This is a genomic window from Congzhengia sp., from assembly GCF_037235575.1.
Lineage (GTDB): Bacteria > Bacillota > Clostridia > UBA1381 > UBA9506 > Congzhengia > Congzhengia minquanensis.
In genome coordinates this window covers 1-16,644 of sequence record NZ_JAXUNN010000039.1, presented here as the reverse complement: position 1 = coordinate 16,644, position 16,644 = coordinate 1, and the positions used below count along the sequence as shown (strand labels likewise).

Annotated in this window: 14 protein-coding genes and 1 riboswitch; of the genes, 7 read left to right on the top strand and 7 right to left on the bottom strand. The window is 46.8% G+C overall.

Features of this window, described 5'->3' with window-relative positions; genetic code table 11:
* Positions 1-388 precede the first annotated feature (388 nt).
* Positions 389-497, top strand: a riboswitch (TPP riboswitch).
* Between the two features lie 60 nt (positions 498-557).
* From thiM to thiC, 5 genes are read left to right on the top strand one after another with little or no spacing between them, the layout of a single operon-like run.
* Positions 558-1,379 (top strand): hydroxyethylthiazole kinase, encoded by an 822-nt coding sequence (gene thiM / locus WIG73_RS09630; RefSeq protein ID WP_337400336.1) that lies wholly within the window; start codon positions 558-560, stop codon positions 1,377-1,379.
* Positions 1,366-2,007 carry a thiamine phosphate synthase gene (gene thiE / locus WIG73_RS09625; RefSeq protein WP_337400335.1) on the top strand — a complete coding sequence of 214 codons (642 nt, stop codon included), beginning with the start codon at positions 1,366-1,368 and terminating at the stop codon, positions 2,005-2,007. The genes thiM and thiE overlap by 14 nt, the downstream gene beginning before the upstream one ends.
* Positions 2,004-2,669, top strand: a complete 666-nt coding sequence (locus tag WIG73_RS09620; protein WP_337400334.1) for an HAD family phosphatase — start codon at positions 2,004-2,006, stop codon at positions 2,667-2,669. Before thiE ends, WIG73_RS09620 begins: the two co-directional genes overlap by 4 nt.
* A complete protein-coding gene (gene thiD, locus WIG73_RS09615; RefSeq protein ID WP_337400333.1) occupies positions 2,666-3,457 on the top strand; it encodes a bifunctional hydroxymethylpyrimidine kinase/phosphomethylpyrimidine kinase in 792 nt (263 codons plus the stop codon). The genes WIG73_RS09620 and thiD overlap by 4 nt, the downstream gene beginning before the upstream one ends.
* Positions 3,458-3,481: 24 nt before the next feature.
* Positions 3,482-4,795, top strand: coding sequence for a phosphomethylpyrimidine synthase ThiC (gene thiC, locus WIG73_RS09610; RefSeq protein ID WP_337400332.1), 1,314 nt, complete (start codon positions 3,482-3,484; stop codon positions 4,793-4,795).
* Positions 4,796-4,848: 53 nt separating this feature from the next.
* Here the strand turns inward: thiC and carB are convergent, their stop codons facing one another.
* The 7 genes from carB to tpiA form a co-directional block, all read right to left on the bottom strand.
* Complete coding sequence (gene carB / locus WIG73_RS09605; protein WP_337400330.1) at positions 4,849-8,037, bottom strand: carbamoyl-phosphate synthase large subunit; 3,189 nt, start codon at positions 8,035-8,037, stop codon at positions 4,849-4,851.
* Positions 8,030-9,127: a glutamine-hydrolyzing carbamoyl-phosphate synthase small subunit gene (gene carA, locus WIG73_RS09600; protein ID WP_249310960.1), complete on the bottom strand. Its 1,098-nt coding sequence runs from the start codon at positions 9,125-9,127 to the stop codon at positions 8,030-8,032. Before carA ends, carB begins: the two co-directional genes overlap by 8 nt.
* A gap of 184 nt (positions 9,128-9,311) precedes the next feature.
* Positions 9,312-9,479, bottom strand: coding sequence for a DUF1540 domain-containing protein (locus WIG73_RS09595; protein WP_177680407.1), 168 nt, complete (start codon positions 9,477-9,479; stop codon positions 9,312-9,314).
* Between the two features lie 96 nt (positions 9,480-9,575).
* Complete coding sequence (locus WIG73_RS09590) at positions 9,576-9,791, bottom strand: hypothetical protein (protein WP_249310961.1); 216 nt, start codon at positions 9,789-9,791, stop codon at positions 9,576-9,578.
* A 109-nt stretch (positions 9,792-9,900) separates the two neighbouring features.
* Positions 9,901-11,211 carry a phosphopyruvate hydratase gene (gene eno / locus WIG73_RS09585; RefSeq protein ID WP_337400329.1) on the bottom strand — a complete coding sequence of 437 codons (1,311 nt, stop codon included), beginning with the start codon at positions 11,209-11,211 and terminating at the stop codon, positions 9,901-9,903.
* 88 nt (positions 11,212-11,299) lie between these two features.
* Positions 11,300-12,829 carry a 2,3-bisphosphoglycerate-independent phosphoglycerate mutase gene (gene gpmI / locus WIG73_RS09580; protein WP_337400328.1) on the bottom strand — a complete coding sequence of 510 codons (1,530 nt, stop codon included), beginning with the start codon at positions 12,827-12,829 and terminating at the stop codon, positions 11,300-11,302.
* Between the two features lie 60 nt (positions 12,830-12,889).
* Positions 12,890-14,812, bottom strand: coding sequence for a triose-phosphate isomerase (gene tpiA, locus WIG73_RS09575; protein WP_337400326.1), 1,923 nt, complete (start codon positions 14,810-14,812; stop codon positions 12,890-12,892).
* Positions 14,813-15,218: 406 nt separating this feature from the next.
* Here tpiA and WIG73_RS09570 point away from each other — a divergent pair, with 406 nt between their 5' ends.
* Positions 15,219-16,073, top strand: a complete 855-nt coding sequence (locus WIG73_RS09570) for a DUF5685 family protein (protein ID WP_337400325.1) — start codon at positions 15,219-15,221, stop codon at positions 16,071-16,073.
* On the top strand, positions 16,057-16,644 hold a 588-nt coding region (locus WIG73_RS09565; protein WP_337400324.1), incomplete at its 3' end, for a J domain-containing protein. The genes WIG73_RS09570 and WIG73_RS09565, both read left to right, overlap by 17 nt.

Genomic DNA, 16,644 nt, shown 5'->3' with positions numbered 1-16,644 from the left:
TGTACGATGATAAAATTCTTTTATATTTTTTGTTTCTGCCGTAAAATGCGATGCTTTTCTCTCTTCTTTTCCTCCTTATAATTTTCTATGTCAGCAAAGCAGAAGTTGTTTGCATGTATACATGCAAACAAAGGAGTACTCCTTTGCCCAATATTGTTTATTACTATACCATATTTATTTGCTATTTTCAATACGTTTTTCTACAGATAATACAAAAGTGCATGTTTGAAATACAATAATATCATAAAAATTCACCAAAAGAGTTAAGGTTTCTTTCATTCTGCCAATTTTGGCACAATTTCACATATTTTGTCAGAAAAACCAATTAAAAATCCCCGTTTTAAGGATTGATTTTCAAGCCGCACTGTGCTATACTGAAAGTCGAAAAGAATAAAAAATGGGGGGCTCGCGCAAAGCGGGCTGAGAGTAAGCTGTGTTGCTTTGACCCACAACCTGATTTGGATAATGCCAACGTAGGGATATATGGTTTTTTTAAGCGTATATACTTTGTTGGTATATACGCTTTTTTATTTTTTTAACAAAGGAGATTTTACATTATGCTGGGAAACTGTCTTGAAAATGTACGAAAAACTGTGCCTTTGGTGCACAACATTACAAACTATGTCACCGTTAACGACGTAGCAAACGTTTTGCTGGCCTGTGGGGGCAGCCCAATTATGTCGGACGAAATTGACGACGTGTCCGACATCACGTCGATTTGCGGCGGCCTGAACATTAACATTGGAACGCTGAATAAAAACACCATTGCCGCCATGTTTGCGGCGGGTAAAAAGGCCAACGAGCTGGGACACAAGGTTGTGTTAGACCCGGTTGGCGCAGGCGCATCTGCCCTTCGCACAAAAACCGCTCTGGATTTGGCGGATACAATAAAGTTCGACGCAATTCGGGGCAACATTTCAGAAATTAAAACCCTTTCCGCAGGAAGCGGAAGCACAAAAGGTGTGGACGCTGACAGCGCCGACGCAGTTGACGATAACAACTTAGACAGCGCAGTTGCATTTGTGAAACAGCTGGCAAAGGAACGAAACACGATTATTGCCGTAACCGGCGCCACTGATTTGGTAGCAGACGCTAAAACCTGCTATATAATAAAAAACGGCAGGCCTGAAATGAGCAAAATTACAGGTACGGGCTGTCAGCTTTCCGGCATGCTCGCCGCGTTTTTGGTCGCGAATCCTGAGAACCCGTTAGAGGCCGCAGCTGCCGCTGTCTGCACCATGGGGCTTGCCGGAGAAATCGGATTTGCCAACATGGAAAAGGCCGATGGAAACTCCACCTACAGAAACAGAATTATCGACGCAATTTATAACATGACAGGTGAGGAACTGAACAAAGGAGCAAACTATGAAATTCGATAAAAAAAGCCTGCTGCTCTACGCCGTGACGGACAGAAGCTGGCTGGGAACAGATACGCTGGCAAAGCAGGTTGAAATGGCCTTAAAAGGCGGCGCAACTTTTGTTCAGCTTCGGGAAAAACACTTAGATCACGACGCATTTTTAGCCGAGGCGCTGGAGGTAAAAGCACTGTGCAAAAAATTTAGCGTACCTTTTGTAATTAACGACAACGTGGCGTTGGCAAAGGAAATTGACGCTGACGGCGTGCATGTGGGACAAAGTGACATGGAAACGGGCTCTGTCCGGGAATTTTTGGGCAGCGGCAAAATTGTTGGTGTGTCGGCCCAGACCGTGGAACAGGCGCTTTTGGCCCAGGCTCGCGGAGCGGACTATTTGGGTGTGGGCGCAGTGTTTCCCACCGGCTCGAAGGACGATGCGGAAGATGTTGGCATAGATACGCTAAAGGCCATTTGCGCGGCAGTAAACATTCCCGTTATCGCCATTGGCGGAATTGGGCCGCAAAACGTGGCAAAGCTCAATGGTAGCGGCATTTGCGGCATTGCAGTTATCAGTGCGATTTTTGCGCAGCAGGATATCACTGCCGCAACAAAACAGCTTCGTACTTTAACGGAAAGGATGACGGAGCAATGATTGAAGGCGCAATCTTTGATGTAGACGGCACCATTTTAGACTCCATGCCCATGTGGGACAACATTGGACGCATCTATTTGCAGCAAAAGGGAATTGAGGCAGAACCCAATTTAAACCGGGTTATGTTTACTATGACCATGCCGGAGGCCGCGGATTACTTAAAACAAAAATATGCTCTGCCCCGCTCCCCTGAAGAAATTATAACTGAAATTAACGGCATGATTCAAAAATTTTATGAAAACAAGGTGCCGATGAAAGCAGGCGTTTATTCGCTTTTATTAAGCTTACACGCTCGGGGTATTCCAATTACAGCGGCAAGCCTGAGCCAGCGCGGCATGATTGAAGCGGCATTTTACCGGCTTGGGATTGACAGGCTGTTCCGCCGTGTTTTTACCAGCACCGAGATTGGCGCGGGAAAAGACCGGCCGGACATCTTCTATGCCGCCCAGACGCATATGGGAACAGATATATCCTCCACCTGGGTGTTTGAAGACGGGCTTTATGCCATGAAAACAGCGAAAGCGGCAGGTTTTCGGATTTGCGGTGTGTTTGACCCGTCAAGCATTTCCGACCAGGAAGAAATTCAGTCTGTCTGCGACATATATCTGCCTTCGTATGAAGGCGTTTTGGTCAGCAGATTTGAGGGGGAAAGCGAATTATGAAAACAGCATTGACCATTGCCGGAAGCGACTCCTCCGGCGGCGCAGGAATTCAGGCGGACATAAAAACCATGACGGCCCACGGCGTTTATGCCATGAGCGCCGTTACGGCCTTAACTGCCCAAAACACCACAGGTGTGAAAGGCATTTTTGAGGTTCCGCCCGCGTTTTTGGCAGACCAGCTTGACTGTGTCTTTACCGATATTCCACCCGACGCGGTGAAAATTGGAATGGTTTCAAACAAAGAACTGATTGAAACCATTGCGGAAAAGCTATCAGAATACGGTGCAAAAAACATTGTTTTAGACCCGGTGATGGTTGCAACAAGCGGCGCAAGCCTTTCCAGCGAAAGCGCCGTGGCCGCGTTAAAAGAACGGTTGCTGCCAAACTGCACCGTTGTGACGCCTAACCTGTTTGAAGCAGAGATTTTGAGCGGTTTAAAAATCCGGTCAAAAATCGACATGGAGCAAGCGGCACAGGTCATTTTGGGTGCCTATGGCTGCGCGGTGCTTTTAAAAGGCGGACACAGCGGGAGCGACGCAGACGACCTGCTGTATCAACAAAGCGGGCCAACGTGGTTTCATGCAGATCGGATTGAAACCAAAAATACACACGGAACGGGCTGCACGCTGTCCAGCGCCATCTGCTCGAATTTAGCAAAGGGGTTTGATTTAAACACTTCGGTAAAAAAGGCGAAACGCTATATCACCGGCGCGCTGGAAGCGAATCTGGATTTGGGGATTGGTTCCGGTCCTTTAAACCATGCTTTTGCCATTGAGGGTAACTTTTAATTTGGAAAGAGAGGTTTCATTAGAATGCGCGAATATAAAACACAAATGGAAGCCGCAAAGCGCGGAATTATCACGCCGGAAATGAAAACGGTTGCAGAAAAGGAATGCATGGAACCGGAAAAGCTTTTGGAGCTTGTGGCAAAGGGGCAGGTTGCCATTCCGGCCAACGTGAACCACACGTCCCTTTCGGCAGAGGGTATCGGCTCTGGCCTGAAGACCAAAATTAACGTAAACCTGGGAATTTCCGGGGACTGCAAAAACTATGATGTGGAAATGCAAAAGGTAAACATGGCAGTGAAATTCGGCGCCGAGGCCATTATGGATTTAAGCAACTACGGCAAGACCAACACCTTTCGCCGGGCGCTGATTAAAACGTGCCCGGCCATGATTGGCACGGTGCCCATGTATGACGCCATTGGGTATTTGGAAAAAGATTTGCTGGAAATTACCGCAAAGGATTTTTTAAGGGTCGTACGTGCCCATGCGGAAGAAGGCGTGGATTTTATGACCATTCACGCCGGAATAAACCGTCGGTGCGTGGAAGCATTTCGCCGTGAGGGACGGAAAATGAACATTGTTTCCCGGGGCGGCTCTCTGTTGTTTGCCTGGATGGAAATGACGGGCAACGAAAATCCGTTTTTTGAATATTACGACGAGGTGCTGGAAATTTTGCGTGAGTTTGACGTAACTGTCAGCTTAGGGGACGCGCTGCGCCCCGGCTGCATTGACGACGCCACCGATGCGGGACAGATTGCAGAACTGATTGAGCTTGGAAACTTAACCAAACGTGCCTGGGACAAGGACGTGCAGGTGATGGTGGAAGGGCCCGGACACATGGCAATGGATGAAATTGCCGCCAATATGAAGCTGCAAAAGCGGCTTTGCCACGGCGCGCCGTTTTATGTGTTAGGCCCGCTGGTAACCGACATTGCCCCGGGCTACGACCACATTACCTCGGCCATTGGCGGCGCGATTGCGGCGGCCAGCGGCGCAGATTTTCTTTGTTATGTCACCCCAGCGGAGCACCTGCGCCTGCCGGATTTGGCAGACGTGAAAGAGGGCATTATTGCAAGCAAAATTGCGGCCCATGCAGCGGACATTGCAAAAAAAATCCCCCATGCCAGGGATTTGGACAACGAAATGGCAAAGGCCCGGCATGAAGTGGACTGGGACAAGATGTTTGACCTTGCCATTGACGGTGAAAAAGCCAGGGAATATTTTGAAAGCACGCCTCCGGCCGACCGTCACACCTGCTCCATGTGCGGCAAAATGTGCGCCGTGCGCACCACCAACATGATTTTAGAAGGAAAAAAAGTAGAGTTTTGCTCGGAAAAATAAAAAATGAACAACAAAGCCCCGTGCAAAATAGCACGGGGCTTTTGTTTCAAACGTTAATTGTCGATTGTTGAAATGGTAATGGTTACTTCTTCTAAAACGTCTAAAAATACGCGGACGGTGTCTAAGGCAGTGAACATGGTAATGTTGTTTTCCACCGCACAGCGCCTGAGCTGATAGCCGTCGGTTTCGTGAGTTTTTGCGTTAATGTCTTTGGTGTTGATTACATAGGTTACATAGCCTTTGCGCATAGAGTCGAAAATGCCGTCGTCCCCTTCGCCGCTGGTGCGTTCTCTGGTTCTGATGCCGTTTTCTTTTAAGAACTTCGCAGTGCCATGTGTTGCTTCGATGTTAAAGCCCAAATTGTAAAACCGCTTGATGAGCGGAAGCGCTTCGTTCTTATCCTTGTCGGCGATGGTAACAAAAACCGTACCATAGTTCACCACGTGCATGTCAGAAGCCTGTAAGGCCTTATACAGCGCACGGGTTAAGGATTTGTCGTAACCAATGGCCTCGCCGGTGGATTTCATTTCTGGTGAAAGATATGCGTCAAGCCCGCGGATTTTCGAGAACGAAAACGCCGGCGCTTTTACATACCACCACTTTTTCTCTTCGGGGTAAATGGAGGTAAAGCCCTGTTCCTTTAAAGATTTTCCCAAAATAACCAGCGTGGCAATGTCTGCAAGCTGATAGCCTGTGGATTTCGACAAAAACGGCACCGTTCTTGAGGAACGGGGGTTAACCTCTATTACATAAACGTTATCTTCCTTGTCCACAATGAACTGAATGTTGTAAAGCCCGATGATGCCGATGCCCAGCCCCAAACGTTTTGTGTAATCCAAGATAACGTTTTTCACTTCTTTTGAAATGCTGAATGTAGGGTAAACGGAAATTGAGTCGCCGGAGTGGATTCCCGTGCGCTCCACGTGCTCCATAATACCCGGAACGAACACGTCTGTCCCGTCGCAAACCGCATCTACCTCAACTTCTTTTCCGATGATGTATTTATCCACCAGCACTGGCTTGTCCTCATCAATTTCAACGGCGGTTTTCAGGTAGTGGCGCAAACCTTCTTCGTCCGCCACAATCTCCATTGCCCTGCCGCCCAAAACATAGCTGGGCCGCACCAATACAGGATATCCAATCTCCTCTGCCGCACGAATTCCGTCCTCCATTTTGGTCACGGCTTTTCCGTTTGGCTGGGGAATTTCCAGTTCCTCCATAATTTTTTCAAAAGAGTCCCTGTTTTCGGCCCGCTCAATTGCGTCACAGTCTGTTCCAATGAGCTTAACGCCCCGTTTCTTTAAAGGCTCGGCAAGGTTAATAGCCGTCTGCCCACCCAGCGATGCGATAACGCCCATGGGTTTTTCCAGTTCAATAATATTCATAACGTCCTCAACGGTAAGCGGTTCGAAATACAGCTTATCGGAGGTGGTGTAGTCTGTGGAAACGGTTTCTGGATTATTATTGATGATGATAGACTCTATTCCGCTTTCCTTAATGGTTTTCACCGCATGCACCGTGGAATAGTCGAACTCAACCCCCTGCCCGATTCGGATAGGACCGGAGCCTAAAACAATAATTTTCGGTTTGTCTGACACGATTGACTCGTTCTCCTCCTCATAGGTGGAGTAAAAATATGGAATATAGCTGTCAAACTCGCTGGCGCAGGTGTCAATCATTTTATACACCGGAAACATGTTGTGTTTTTTTCGCATTTCATACACATCGTCTTCTGTCATCTGCCAGAGATGGGCGATATATTTGTCGCAGAATCCCATTTTCTTTGCCTTGTACAGCAGGTCGATGTTTCCAACGCTTTCGGGCTGTTCCAGTACCTTTTCAAAATCCACAATGTTTTTGATTTTATCTAAGAAAAACATGTCAATCTGCGTCACGTTGCAAATTCTTGAGTGGTCCACGCCCAAATACATGAGCTGGGCAATGGCATAAATCCGGTCGTCCGTGCCCTCTTCAATATATTTCATCAAATCGTCTACCGACATTTTGCTTTTGTCAAATTTTGACATGTAAATGTGGCACACGCCGATTTCCAAAGACCTGGTTGCTTTCAGCAGACTTTCCTCCATTGTCCGGCCTATGGCCATAACCTCGCCTGTGGCTTTCATTTGGGTAGAAAGCTTATTCGACGCCTGGGTAAACTTGTCAAAGGGGAACCGGGGCATTTTGGTTACCACGTAATCCAGCGTGGGCTCAAACGACGCGGGGGTATTCGCAATCATAATTTCGTCTAAGGTCATGCCCACGGCAATTTTAGCTGAAACCCTTGCGATTGGGTAACCGCTGGCTTTCGATGCCAAAGCCGATGACCTTGACACCCTGGGATTTACCTCAATTACATAATATTGAAACGACTGGGGGTCTAACGCAAACTGCACGTTACAGCCGCCCTCTACTTTTAATGCCCGAATAATTTTCAGCGCACTGTCGCGGAGCATGTGATATTCCTTGTTCGTCAGCGTCTGGCTGGGGGCGACTACAATTGAATCCCCCGTATGTATGCCCACAGGGTCTAAATTTTCCATGTTACAAATAGTAATGGCGGTGTCGTTTTTGTCGCGCATTACCTCATATTCAATTTCCTTATAGCCCTTAATGCTTTTCTCTACCAAGACCTGTCCCACAGGGGAAAGCTTTAAGGCGTTTTTCATAATTTCGCAAAGTTCTTCCTCATCGTCGGCAAAGCCGCCGCCTGTGCCGCCCAGCGTAAACGCAGGACGAAGCACTACCGGATATCCAATTTCTTCCGCCGCCGATTTTGCCTCGTCAATAGTGTGGGTAATCACTGACGGCAGCACCGGCTCGCCCAATTCTTCGCACAGCTCTTTGAACAGTTCTCTGTCCTCCGCCCGCTCAATACTTTCGCTGGACGTTCCCAAAAGCTCCACCTGGCACTCGGCCAAAACGCCTTTTTTTGCAAGCTGCATGGCAATATTAAGACCCGTTTGTCCGCCAATTCCCGGAACGATTGCGTCTGGCCGCTCATAACGCAGGATTTTTGCCATATATTCAAGGTTTAACGGCTCCATATATACCTTATCCGCAATGGAGGTATCGGTCATAATGGTTGCGGGGTTTGAGTTTGCCAAAACCACCTCGTATCCCTCTTCTTTTAAGGCAAGGCACGCCTGGGTGCCCGCATAGTCGAACTCTGCGGCCTGGCCGATTACAATTGGGCCGGAGCCAATAACCAAAACCTTTTTAATATCACTTCTTTTAGGCATTGCCGTTCGCCTCCTTCATTAAGTCGATAAACCGGCCGAACAGATAGGTGCTGTCCTGGGGGCCGGGGGCGCTTTCCGGGTGATACTGCACAGAAAACAGCCTGTCCTTTTCACATTCTAAGCCTTCCACCGTCTGGTCTAACAGATTGATGTGGGTTGGAGTGAGAGGCGTCTGTTCCAGCGAGGTTAAATCCACGGCATAACTGTGGTTTTGGCTGGTAATTTCAATTTTGCCGTTTTTCAAATTTTTCACCGGATGGTTTCCGCCCCGGTGCCCAAACTTAAGCTTATAAGTTTGGGCTCCGTAGGCAAGGCTGATTATCTGATGTCCTAAGCAAATGCCGAATATGGGATATTTCCCTCTAAGCTTTTTCACCGTTTCAATGACGGGCAGCACATTTTCAGGGTCGCCAGGCCCGTTTGACAAAAACACACCGTCTGGCTTCATAAAATCAATTTCGTCCGCCGTGGTGTTATACGGCACAACGGTTACGTTGCACCCGCAGCTGTTTAAGCTGCGGATAATGTTTAATTTAATTCCACAGTCAATTGCCACCACGTTATATTTGTGGTTGGACGTTCTGGAATACCACCGCTTTTTGCAGCTCACTTTTGCCACTGCGTCCTTCGGGATGTCAACGCTCGATAAAATTTTCAAAGCGTCCTCCTTGGCGGTGGAAGCGTCGGTAATAAACGCCTTTCTGCTGCCAAAGTCGCGAATTGAACGCGTAATCATTCTGGTGTCCACGCCGTAAATTCCCGGAATTCCGTTTTCCTCCAAAATTTCAGACAACGTTTTTGTGTAGCGGAAATTGCTGGGCATGTCGTTATAGTCCCGCACCACCAAGCCGCCGATGGTGGGCACCTTCGTTTCAAAATCTTCGTCTGCAATGCCATAGTTCCCGATTAAAGGATAGGTCATTACCACCAGCTGATAGGTATAAGATGGGTCGGAAATAATCTCCTGATACCCCACCATTGAGGTGTTGAACACAATTTCGCACACCCTGTCGCAGTTCGCGCCAAAGCCATATCCATAGTATTCCTTGCCGTCTTCAAAGACAATTTTTCTGTCGAAATTTTTTTCCATATGCCGCTCCTTTTTCCTCATAAATTTCTGCTTATTTCAGCGGATTTCATAGTTACCCTATTTAAACTTATTATTTAAATTATATCACCGCAGAAAATAAAAGTCAACAAAGAAAATTGGTTTTGGCAAAAAAACAGACAGAGGGTTAAAAACCCTCTGTCTGCGCATTTTCGCTAATTTTTATTTAGCGTTTTTTTGTGAACGATTCACAATCCGTGCACTCGCACATGGTCGGATTGCTTTCATGCGTTCCTACCTGTATGCTGTCAAGCGTACAGTAGTTTTGGTCGTCACAGTGGTATTCGCACTGTGATACGGTACATTTAATGGATGAATTTGCTTTACAACTCATATTCAAACAACCTCCTATTTTTAAAGCACACAAAAACGTTTGTGTCCTTAAAAATAGTGTGTGCAGAATATAAGCGTTTTAAACAGTATAATTTTGTTAATTTGCACGTTTAAATTTTTCAACCTGATATTGGTCAATCCCGCAAAGCTTTACACTCCGACGTACGCTTCTGAGTGTATTAAACTTTTTTGCAAGACCAATGTCATGAACAAACAGCCTGGGCGAAAAGAAATATTTCTCCTCGCAGCCGGTTAAAATTTTTAATACGTAATAAATGTCAAATTCATTTTCACCACTAACACATAAATTCATAATTTCTCACCCCGGATATTAGTTTATCACACTACCGGGACAAAGTCAACAAAAAGTCACACTTTGTAACACATATATTACGCAATGTGTCAATTATATTACATTTTGATTACATCAAGTTGAAAAATGCACGTTTTCCAAGGAAACAAGCACTGCCGCTCAGTTCCTCTTCAATGCGCAGCAAACGGTTATATTTGCAGACTCTGTCTGTGCGTGACGGCGCGCCGGTTTTAATCTGACCTGAATTTGTGGCAACGGCAATGTCTGCAATGGTGGTGTCTTCTGTTTCACCGCTCCTGTGAGATGTCACAGCTGTGTAACCAGCACGGTTTGCCATTTCAATGGCGTCTAACGTTTCGGTTAAGGTACCGATTTGATTCACTTTAATTAAAATGGAGTTGCCCACGCCATTCTTTATTCCCCGCTCCAGCCGCTGAGTGTTGGTTACAAACAGGTCGTCGCCCACGAGCTGAATTTTATTTCCCAACGCTTGTGTTAAATCCCGCCAGCCGTCCCAGTCCTCCTCGGATAAGCCGTCTTCTAAAGAGATAATCGGATAGTCGGAAGCAAGCTTTTCCCAGTATTTTATCATTTCTTCCCGTGTTTTAAACATGTCGGTTTTCCAGAAATAATAGCCGTCGCGCCCTTGTTTTTTTGCTTCTTCAAACAGTTCGGTGGCCGCCGCGTCCATTGCAATTTGAAAGTCGTCTCCGGGAACAAAGTTTGCCTTTTCAATTGCCTCGCAAATCAGCGCCAGCGCGTCCTCATCATTTTTTAAGTTTGGTGCAAAGCCGCCCTCGTCGCCCACCGCTGTGGAATAGTTTTTCGATTTCAGCACGCCCTTTAAGCTGTGAAACACCTCGGCGCACATGCGAAGTGCCTCCGAAAAGCAGCATGCACCTGTGGGCATAATCATAAATTCCTGCAGATTCACGCTGTTGTCGGCGTGCTTGCCGCCGTTTAAAATATTCATCATGGGCACCGGCAAAACATGGGCGTTAGCACCGCCTATATAGTTATAAAGGCTGGTGCCCAACGATGCCGTTGCTGCCTTTGCTGCCGCCAACGACACGCCTAAAATAGCGTTGGCGCCTAAGCGCGACTTGTTGTCCGTGCCATCTAATTTTATCATTTTTCGGTCAATATCCCGCTGGTCTAACACATTTAAACCAATAATTTCATCGGCAATTTCGTTATTTACGTTGGAAACGGCGTTTTTCACACCCAGCCCTTTGTAGCGCGACTCGTCTTGGTCCCGCAGCTCCACTGCCTCAAACGCACCGGTAGACGCGCCGGAAGGCACAGACGCCCGGGCGCACACGCCGTCTTCCGTGCAGACGCACGCCTCCACCGTGGGATTGCCTCTGGAATCTAAAATCTCTCTTGCATACACATCTGTAATTTCAATATAATCTTTCATATTCGGCCTCCATTTTTTTGTGCAAAAAGAAAATGCACACTCTATATTATAGAATGTGCATGAAAGGCAAAAATTATTAATCGAAAGATTATTTTTCTATAATGCTTGTTCCTGTCATCTCCTGGGGCTTGTCGAGATCTAAAATATCCAGCATCGTCGGGGCAATGTCTGCCAGCACGCCGCCGGAGCGGAGTTTCACGTCTCCGCAGCCGATAACAATAAACGGAACCGGGAACGTGGTGTGTGCCGTAAACGCGCCGCCGGTTTCAGGGTCAATCATCTGGTCTGCATTGCCGTGGTCAGCAGTCACCAGCATTGCGCCGCCCATAGAAAGAATTTTGTCTGTCACCTTTCCTACGCAGGCGTCAACGGTTTCAACCGCTTTTACAGCGCTTTCAATCACGCCTGTGTGGCCCACCATGTCGCAGTTTGCATAGTTTAAAATCACAACGTCTAAATCGCCGCTGTCAAGTTTTTTCATCAGCGTGTCGGTCACCTCCGGCGCGCTCATTTCCGGCTGTAGGTCGTAGGTTGCAACTTTGGGTGAATTAATCAGCGCCCGATCTTCCCCTTCCGACACCTTTTCTACGCCGCCGTTAAAGAAAAATGTCACATGGGCATATTTTTCCGTTTCGGCAATTCTCAGCTGTTTTAAACCATGCTTACTCAAATATTCGCCCAGGGTGTTGGTTAAAACCTGGGGCTTAAACGCAACCTCCACGTTGGGCATTGTCTTGTCATACTGCGTCATGCACACAAAATACAGCGGAAAAAATTTGCGTTCAAAGCCATTAAAATCAGGGTCAACAAAGGCACGGGTAATTTGGCGTGCCCGGTCGGGACGGAAGTTTGCAAAAATCACGCTGTCGCCCTCTGAAACGGTAGCAACCGGTGCTCCGTTTTCCGTAATAACTGTGGGGATTACAAACTCGTCAGTTACATCAGCCGCATAGGATTTTTCTACGGCGGACACGGGGCAAATATCTGTGTTGCCTTCGCCTGCTACCATTGCGCGGTATGCTTTTTCCACCCTGTCCCAGCGGTTGTCCCTGTCCATGGCGTAGTAGCGGCCCATTACTGTGGCAATTTTGCCCACACCAATTTTTTTAAGCTCTTCCGCCATCTGCTCCACGAACTCTTTGCCGGAGGAAGGGGGCACATCGCGCCCGTCTAAAAAGCAGTGAACGAACACCTTTTCCAGGCCCTTACGTTTTGCAAGCTCGGCAACGGCATAAATGTGGGAGTTGTGACTGTGCACACCGCCGTTGGATACCAGGCCCATAATATGCAGTGCAGTGCCGTTTTTCTTCGCATGTTCCACCGCACCAACAAGAGCTTCGTTTTCAAAAAAGTCGCCGTCCTGAATGGATTTTGTAATACGTGTCAGTTCCTGATAAACAATACGCCCTGCGCCGATGTTGGTGTGTCCCACCTCAGAGTTTCCCATCTGCCCGTCGGGAAGGCCCACCGCCATTCCGCTGGCTGAAAGCTGCGTGTGGGGATAGTTTAAAAACAATTTGTCCAGGTTTGGTGTTTTTGCCATTTTAATGGCATTGCCCTTATCCGCAGGGTTTATGCCAAAGCCGTCCATAATACATAATAACAAAGGTTTTTTCATGAATCTACCATCCTGTTCCTTTATGAAAGAGGCTGCAAAAAGCAGCCTCTTTGCCATTTTTTATTTCCAGTTTACGATTGTTGCAAAGTCCGGCGCTTTTAAAGACGCGCCGCCAACCAAACCGCCGTCGATATCGTTTTCAGAAAACAACTCCGCCGCATTGCCGGCATTTACGCTGCCGCCATATTGAATGGTGATTTTTCTTGCAGCTTTGTTGCCGTAAACCTCTGCCACACATTCGCGGATTGCCTTGCAAACCTCCTCCGCCTGTTCGGTGGTTGCGGTTTTGCCTGTTCCAATGGCCCAAATGGGTTCGTATGCAATAATGGTCTTTGCAACCTGTTCTTCAGTTAAACCGCTAAGCGCAATTTTTGTCTGCAAGCGAACCAAATCGTTGGTAATGCCATATTCTCTCTGTTCTAAGCTCTCGCCCACGCAAACAATCGGCGTTAAACCTTTTTCGAACGCTTTTAAAACCTTTTTGTTTACTGTTTCGTCGGTTTCAGCAAAATATTGTCTGCGCTCGCTGTGGCCGATTATTACATATTCAATACCCAAATCCAGCAGCATGTCGGCGGAAATTTCGCCGGTGTATGCACCGCTGTCTTCAAAATAAACGTTCTGCGCGCCAACTTTAATGTTGGTTCCCTTTGCCGCTTCTACAGCTGCCGCAAGGCAAACAGCCGTGGGGCAAACAATTACGGTGTCTTTTGCGTCTGCAACCTTCGGTGCAAGCTCTTTGATTAAAGCAGCAGCCTCAGAGGGGGTTTTGTTCATTTTCCAGTTGCCGGCAATCACCTTTTTCTTCATGGTAAGGCTGACAATTCCCGGAAGTGCTTTGCCTTCTAAAAATTCAAGGGATGCGCCGCCGCCGGTGGAAATGTGGCTCATACGGCTTCCCAGGCCCGCCTGGTTCACCGCCGCAACGCTGTCGCCGCCGCCGATAACGGTGGTAGCATCAAGCTCAGCAAGCTTTAAAGCAATGGCGTTTGTACCCTTTGCAAAGTTGGGCATTTCAAACACGCCCATGGGCCCGTTCCATACAACGGTCTTTGCGCCGTCTAACGCTTTAGAGAACAGTTCAATGGTTTTCGGACCGATGTCTAAGCCCATCCAGCCGTCGGGAATGTTGCCCTCAACAACTTTCGATTCTGCGTCGTTATTAAATTCTTTTGCAACTACTGTGTCAATCGGAAGCAAAATTTTATCGCCGGCCTGCTCCAGCATTTTCTTCGCATAATCAATATAGTCTTCCTCTAAAAGAGAGGTGCCAATCGTTTTTCCCTGCGCCGCAAAGAACGTATAGGCCATTCCGCCGCCGATAATTAATTTATCCACTTTTTTGAGCAGATTTTCAATGACAGAAATTTTAGAAGAAACCTTAGAGCCGCCCAAAATTGCAACTAAGGGACGCACGGGCGAATTCACCGCGTTGCCTAAGAATTTAATTTCTTTTTCAATCAGGTAACCTGCAACCGCTGTGTCAAGATATTTTGTTACGCCTACGTTTGAACAGTGCGCACGATGGGCTGTTCCAAATGCGTCGTTTACGAAAACATCGGCAAGGGAAGCAAGCTCGGCCGAAAACGCATCCACATTTTTTGTTTCTTCCGCACGGTAACGCGTGTTTTCCAAAAGCACAACGTCGCCGTCTTTCATGTTGGCAACGGCTTTTTTCGCATTTTCGCCAACCACATTGTCGTCAGCGGCAAAAATCACCTCTTTGCCCAGCTTTTCAGACAGGCTTTTTGCAACGGGAGCCAGCGATAGCTCCGGCTTTGGCTCGCCCTTGGGCTTGCCCATATGGGAGCAAAGAATTACTTTTGCACCGTTGTCGATTAAATACTGAATTGTGGGCAGTGCGCCGACAATCCTGTTATCGTCTGTAATTTCCAGCTTGTCGTTTAAAGGCACGTTAAAGTCGCATCTTACCAAAACCTTTTTGCCTTTTACGCAAATGTCTTCTACTGTTAAATTCATCATTTCCACCTCTTAAAAAAATTTGTGTCTTAACATAACTATCCATATATATTATAGTATAATTTTTCCATGATTTCAAGTCCCATATAGACAAAATTTTGTCAAACCCCTGTAAAATGATTGTCAAATTTCGTCATGTTTAAAAAATATTTACGTTTCATTCATAATTTGTTCATATATCTATGGTATAGTCTTATTGTCGAAAGAAATTTCGGCAAAATCTCTAATTTTCATAATAATCCCCCGGAGCCTGTGAGCAATCACAGGCTCCACCCTTTTTTATGGGCAAATTCACCGGAATTAACAATTTGTTGATGATTTTTTGGAAAACTTATGGTATACTAATCGTAAATTCTTATTTATTATGTGTTTTAATATGAAAATATATGAAAAAAATTACAGGTGACAAATGTTCGGTTATGTTCAAATTTATAAAGATGAACTGAAAGTGAAAGAATATAATGTGTTCCGGTCATACTATTGCGGGCTATGCAAAACCTTAAAGGATGAATATGGCTTTTCATCCCGGATGGGGCTGAACTACGATTCTGTTTTTCTTGCCCTGATTTTATCTTCCGTCGCAAACGCAGAATTTTTCTGCCGGGCAGAACGGTGCATTGCGAACCCTTTTCGCAAAAAGGCGGTGGCGCAAACGAACGAATGCTTGTCTTACAGTGCAGGCGTTATGGTGATTTTGGCGTTGTTAAAGCTTCGCGACAACATGCACGACGAACACAGCATAAAATCCTTTTTTGCCTATTGCTGCATGTGGCGCGCAAAGCGCCGTGTGTTAAAACGCTATGGTGAGCTTTACAAAAAGAGCGAAGAATTTATTTTTGCGCTCTCCCGTTTGGAAGCAGACAGGTGCGCTTCCATCGACCAGCTTTCCCATGCATTTGCCTCCCTTATGCAGCTTTTGTTTACACCGGATTTTATTGAAGATCAAAACACACGCCGAATTTTGGGTCACATGGGATATATGCTGGGGCGGTTTATTTATATTTTAGACGCCTATGAAGACATGGAGAAAGACAAAAAAAAGCACAGCTTTAACGTTTTTCTGTTAAATCCTGCGCTGCCGGACAAAGAAGAGCTGCGTGCTTCTTTAACCTTTACCTTAAGCAACGTTGCCAGCAGCTATGAACTGCTAACTTTAAAAGTGAACAAACCAATTTTAGATAACATTATATATTTAGGTCTTTCAAATGTCTTAGATAACGTGTTAGACCACAAAGGAGAAAAAAAGCATGAACGATCCATATGAGGTGCTGGGTGTGCCAAAAAACGCCACCCAGGACGAAATTAAAGCGGCTTACAGGAAACTGGCAAAACAATATCATCCTGATAAATATGTGGGCAATCCCCTTTCCGATTTGGCTTCGGAAAAATTTAAAGAGATTAACGAGGCCTATGAAACGCTCACCAACGGCAACGCTTCCGGCAAAAGCTCCTATTCCGGCGGCTACGGGCAATCTTACGGCAGCGGCAGCGCGGGAACGTTTGCCCAGGTGCGGAACCTCATTAACTTAAACTCGTTAGATGAGGCGGAGCGGATTTTGGACGCTGCCACCGACAGAACGGCAGAATGGTTCTTTTTAAAGGGCAGCTTATATATCCGCCGGGGCTGGCACGATCAGGGTGTAAATTTTCTCAGGCAGGCGGTAAACATGGACCCCTCCAATTCAGAATACCGCAGAACATTAAACTCCATTGAGGCACAGCGCCAACAATATAGAAACGTGGGCGGCGGAATGACCAACGACAGCACTTCCATGTGCAACTGCTGCGGAAATCTTATTTGCGCCGACTGCTGCTGCGAGTGTATGGGCGGCGAT

What these genes read in the sequence shown, in the direction of transcription:
- thiM (WP_337400336.1), top strand. Translation starts at nt 558, where the DNA reads ATGCTGGGAAACTGTCTTGAAAATGTACGAAAAACTGTGCCTTTGGTG.
- thiE (WP_337400335.1), top strand. Translation starts at nt 1,366, where the DNA reads ATGAAATTCGATAAAAAAAGCCTGCTGCTCTACGCCGTGACGGACAGA.
- WIG73_RS09620 (WP_337400334.1), top strand. Translation starts at nt 2,004, where the DNA reads ATGATTGAAGGCGCAATCTTTGATGTAGACGGCACCATTTTAGACTCC.
- thiD (WP_337400333.1), top strand. Translation starts at nt 2,666, where the DNA reads ATGAAAACAGCATTGACCATTGCCGGAAGCGACTCCTCCGGCGGCGCA.
- thiC (WP_337400332.1), top strand. Translation starts at nt 3,482, where the DNA reads ATGCGCGAATATAAAACACAAATGGAAGCCGCAAAGCGCGGAATTATC.
- carB (WP_337400330.1), bottom strand. Translation starts at nt 8,037, where the DNA reads ATGCCTAAAAGAAGTGATATTAAAAAGGTTTTGGTTATTGGCTCCGGC.
- carA (WP_249310960.1), bottom strand. Translation starts at nt 9,127, where the DNA reads ATGGAAAAAAATTTCGACAGAAAAATTGTCTTTGAAGACGGCAAGGAA.
- WIG73_RS09595 (WP_177680407.1), bottom strand. Translation starts at nt 9,479, where the DNA reads ATGAGTTGTAAAGCAAATTCATCCATTAAATGTACCGTATCACAGTGC.
- WIG73_RS09590 (WP_249310961.1), bottom strand. Translation starts at nt 9,791, where the DNA reads ATGAATTTATGTGTTAGTGGTGAAAATGAATTTGACATTTATTACGTA.
- eno (WP_337400329.1), bottom strand. Translation starts at nt 11,211, where the DNA reads ATGAAAGATTATATTGAAATTACAGATGTGTATGCAAGAGAGATTTTA.
- gpmI (WP_337400328.1), bottom strand. Translation starts at nt 12,829, where the DNA reads ATGAAAAAACCTTTGTTATTATGTATTATGGACGGCTTTGGCATAAAC.
- tpiA (WP_337400326.1), bottom strand. Translation starts at nt 14,812, where the DNA reads ATGATGAATTTAACAGTAGAAGACATTTGCGTAAAAGGCAAAAAGGTT.
- WIG73_RS09570 (WP_337400325.1), top strand. Translation starts at nt 15,219, where the DNA reads ATGTTCGGTTATGTTCAAATTTATAAAGATGAACTGAAAGTGAAAGAA.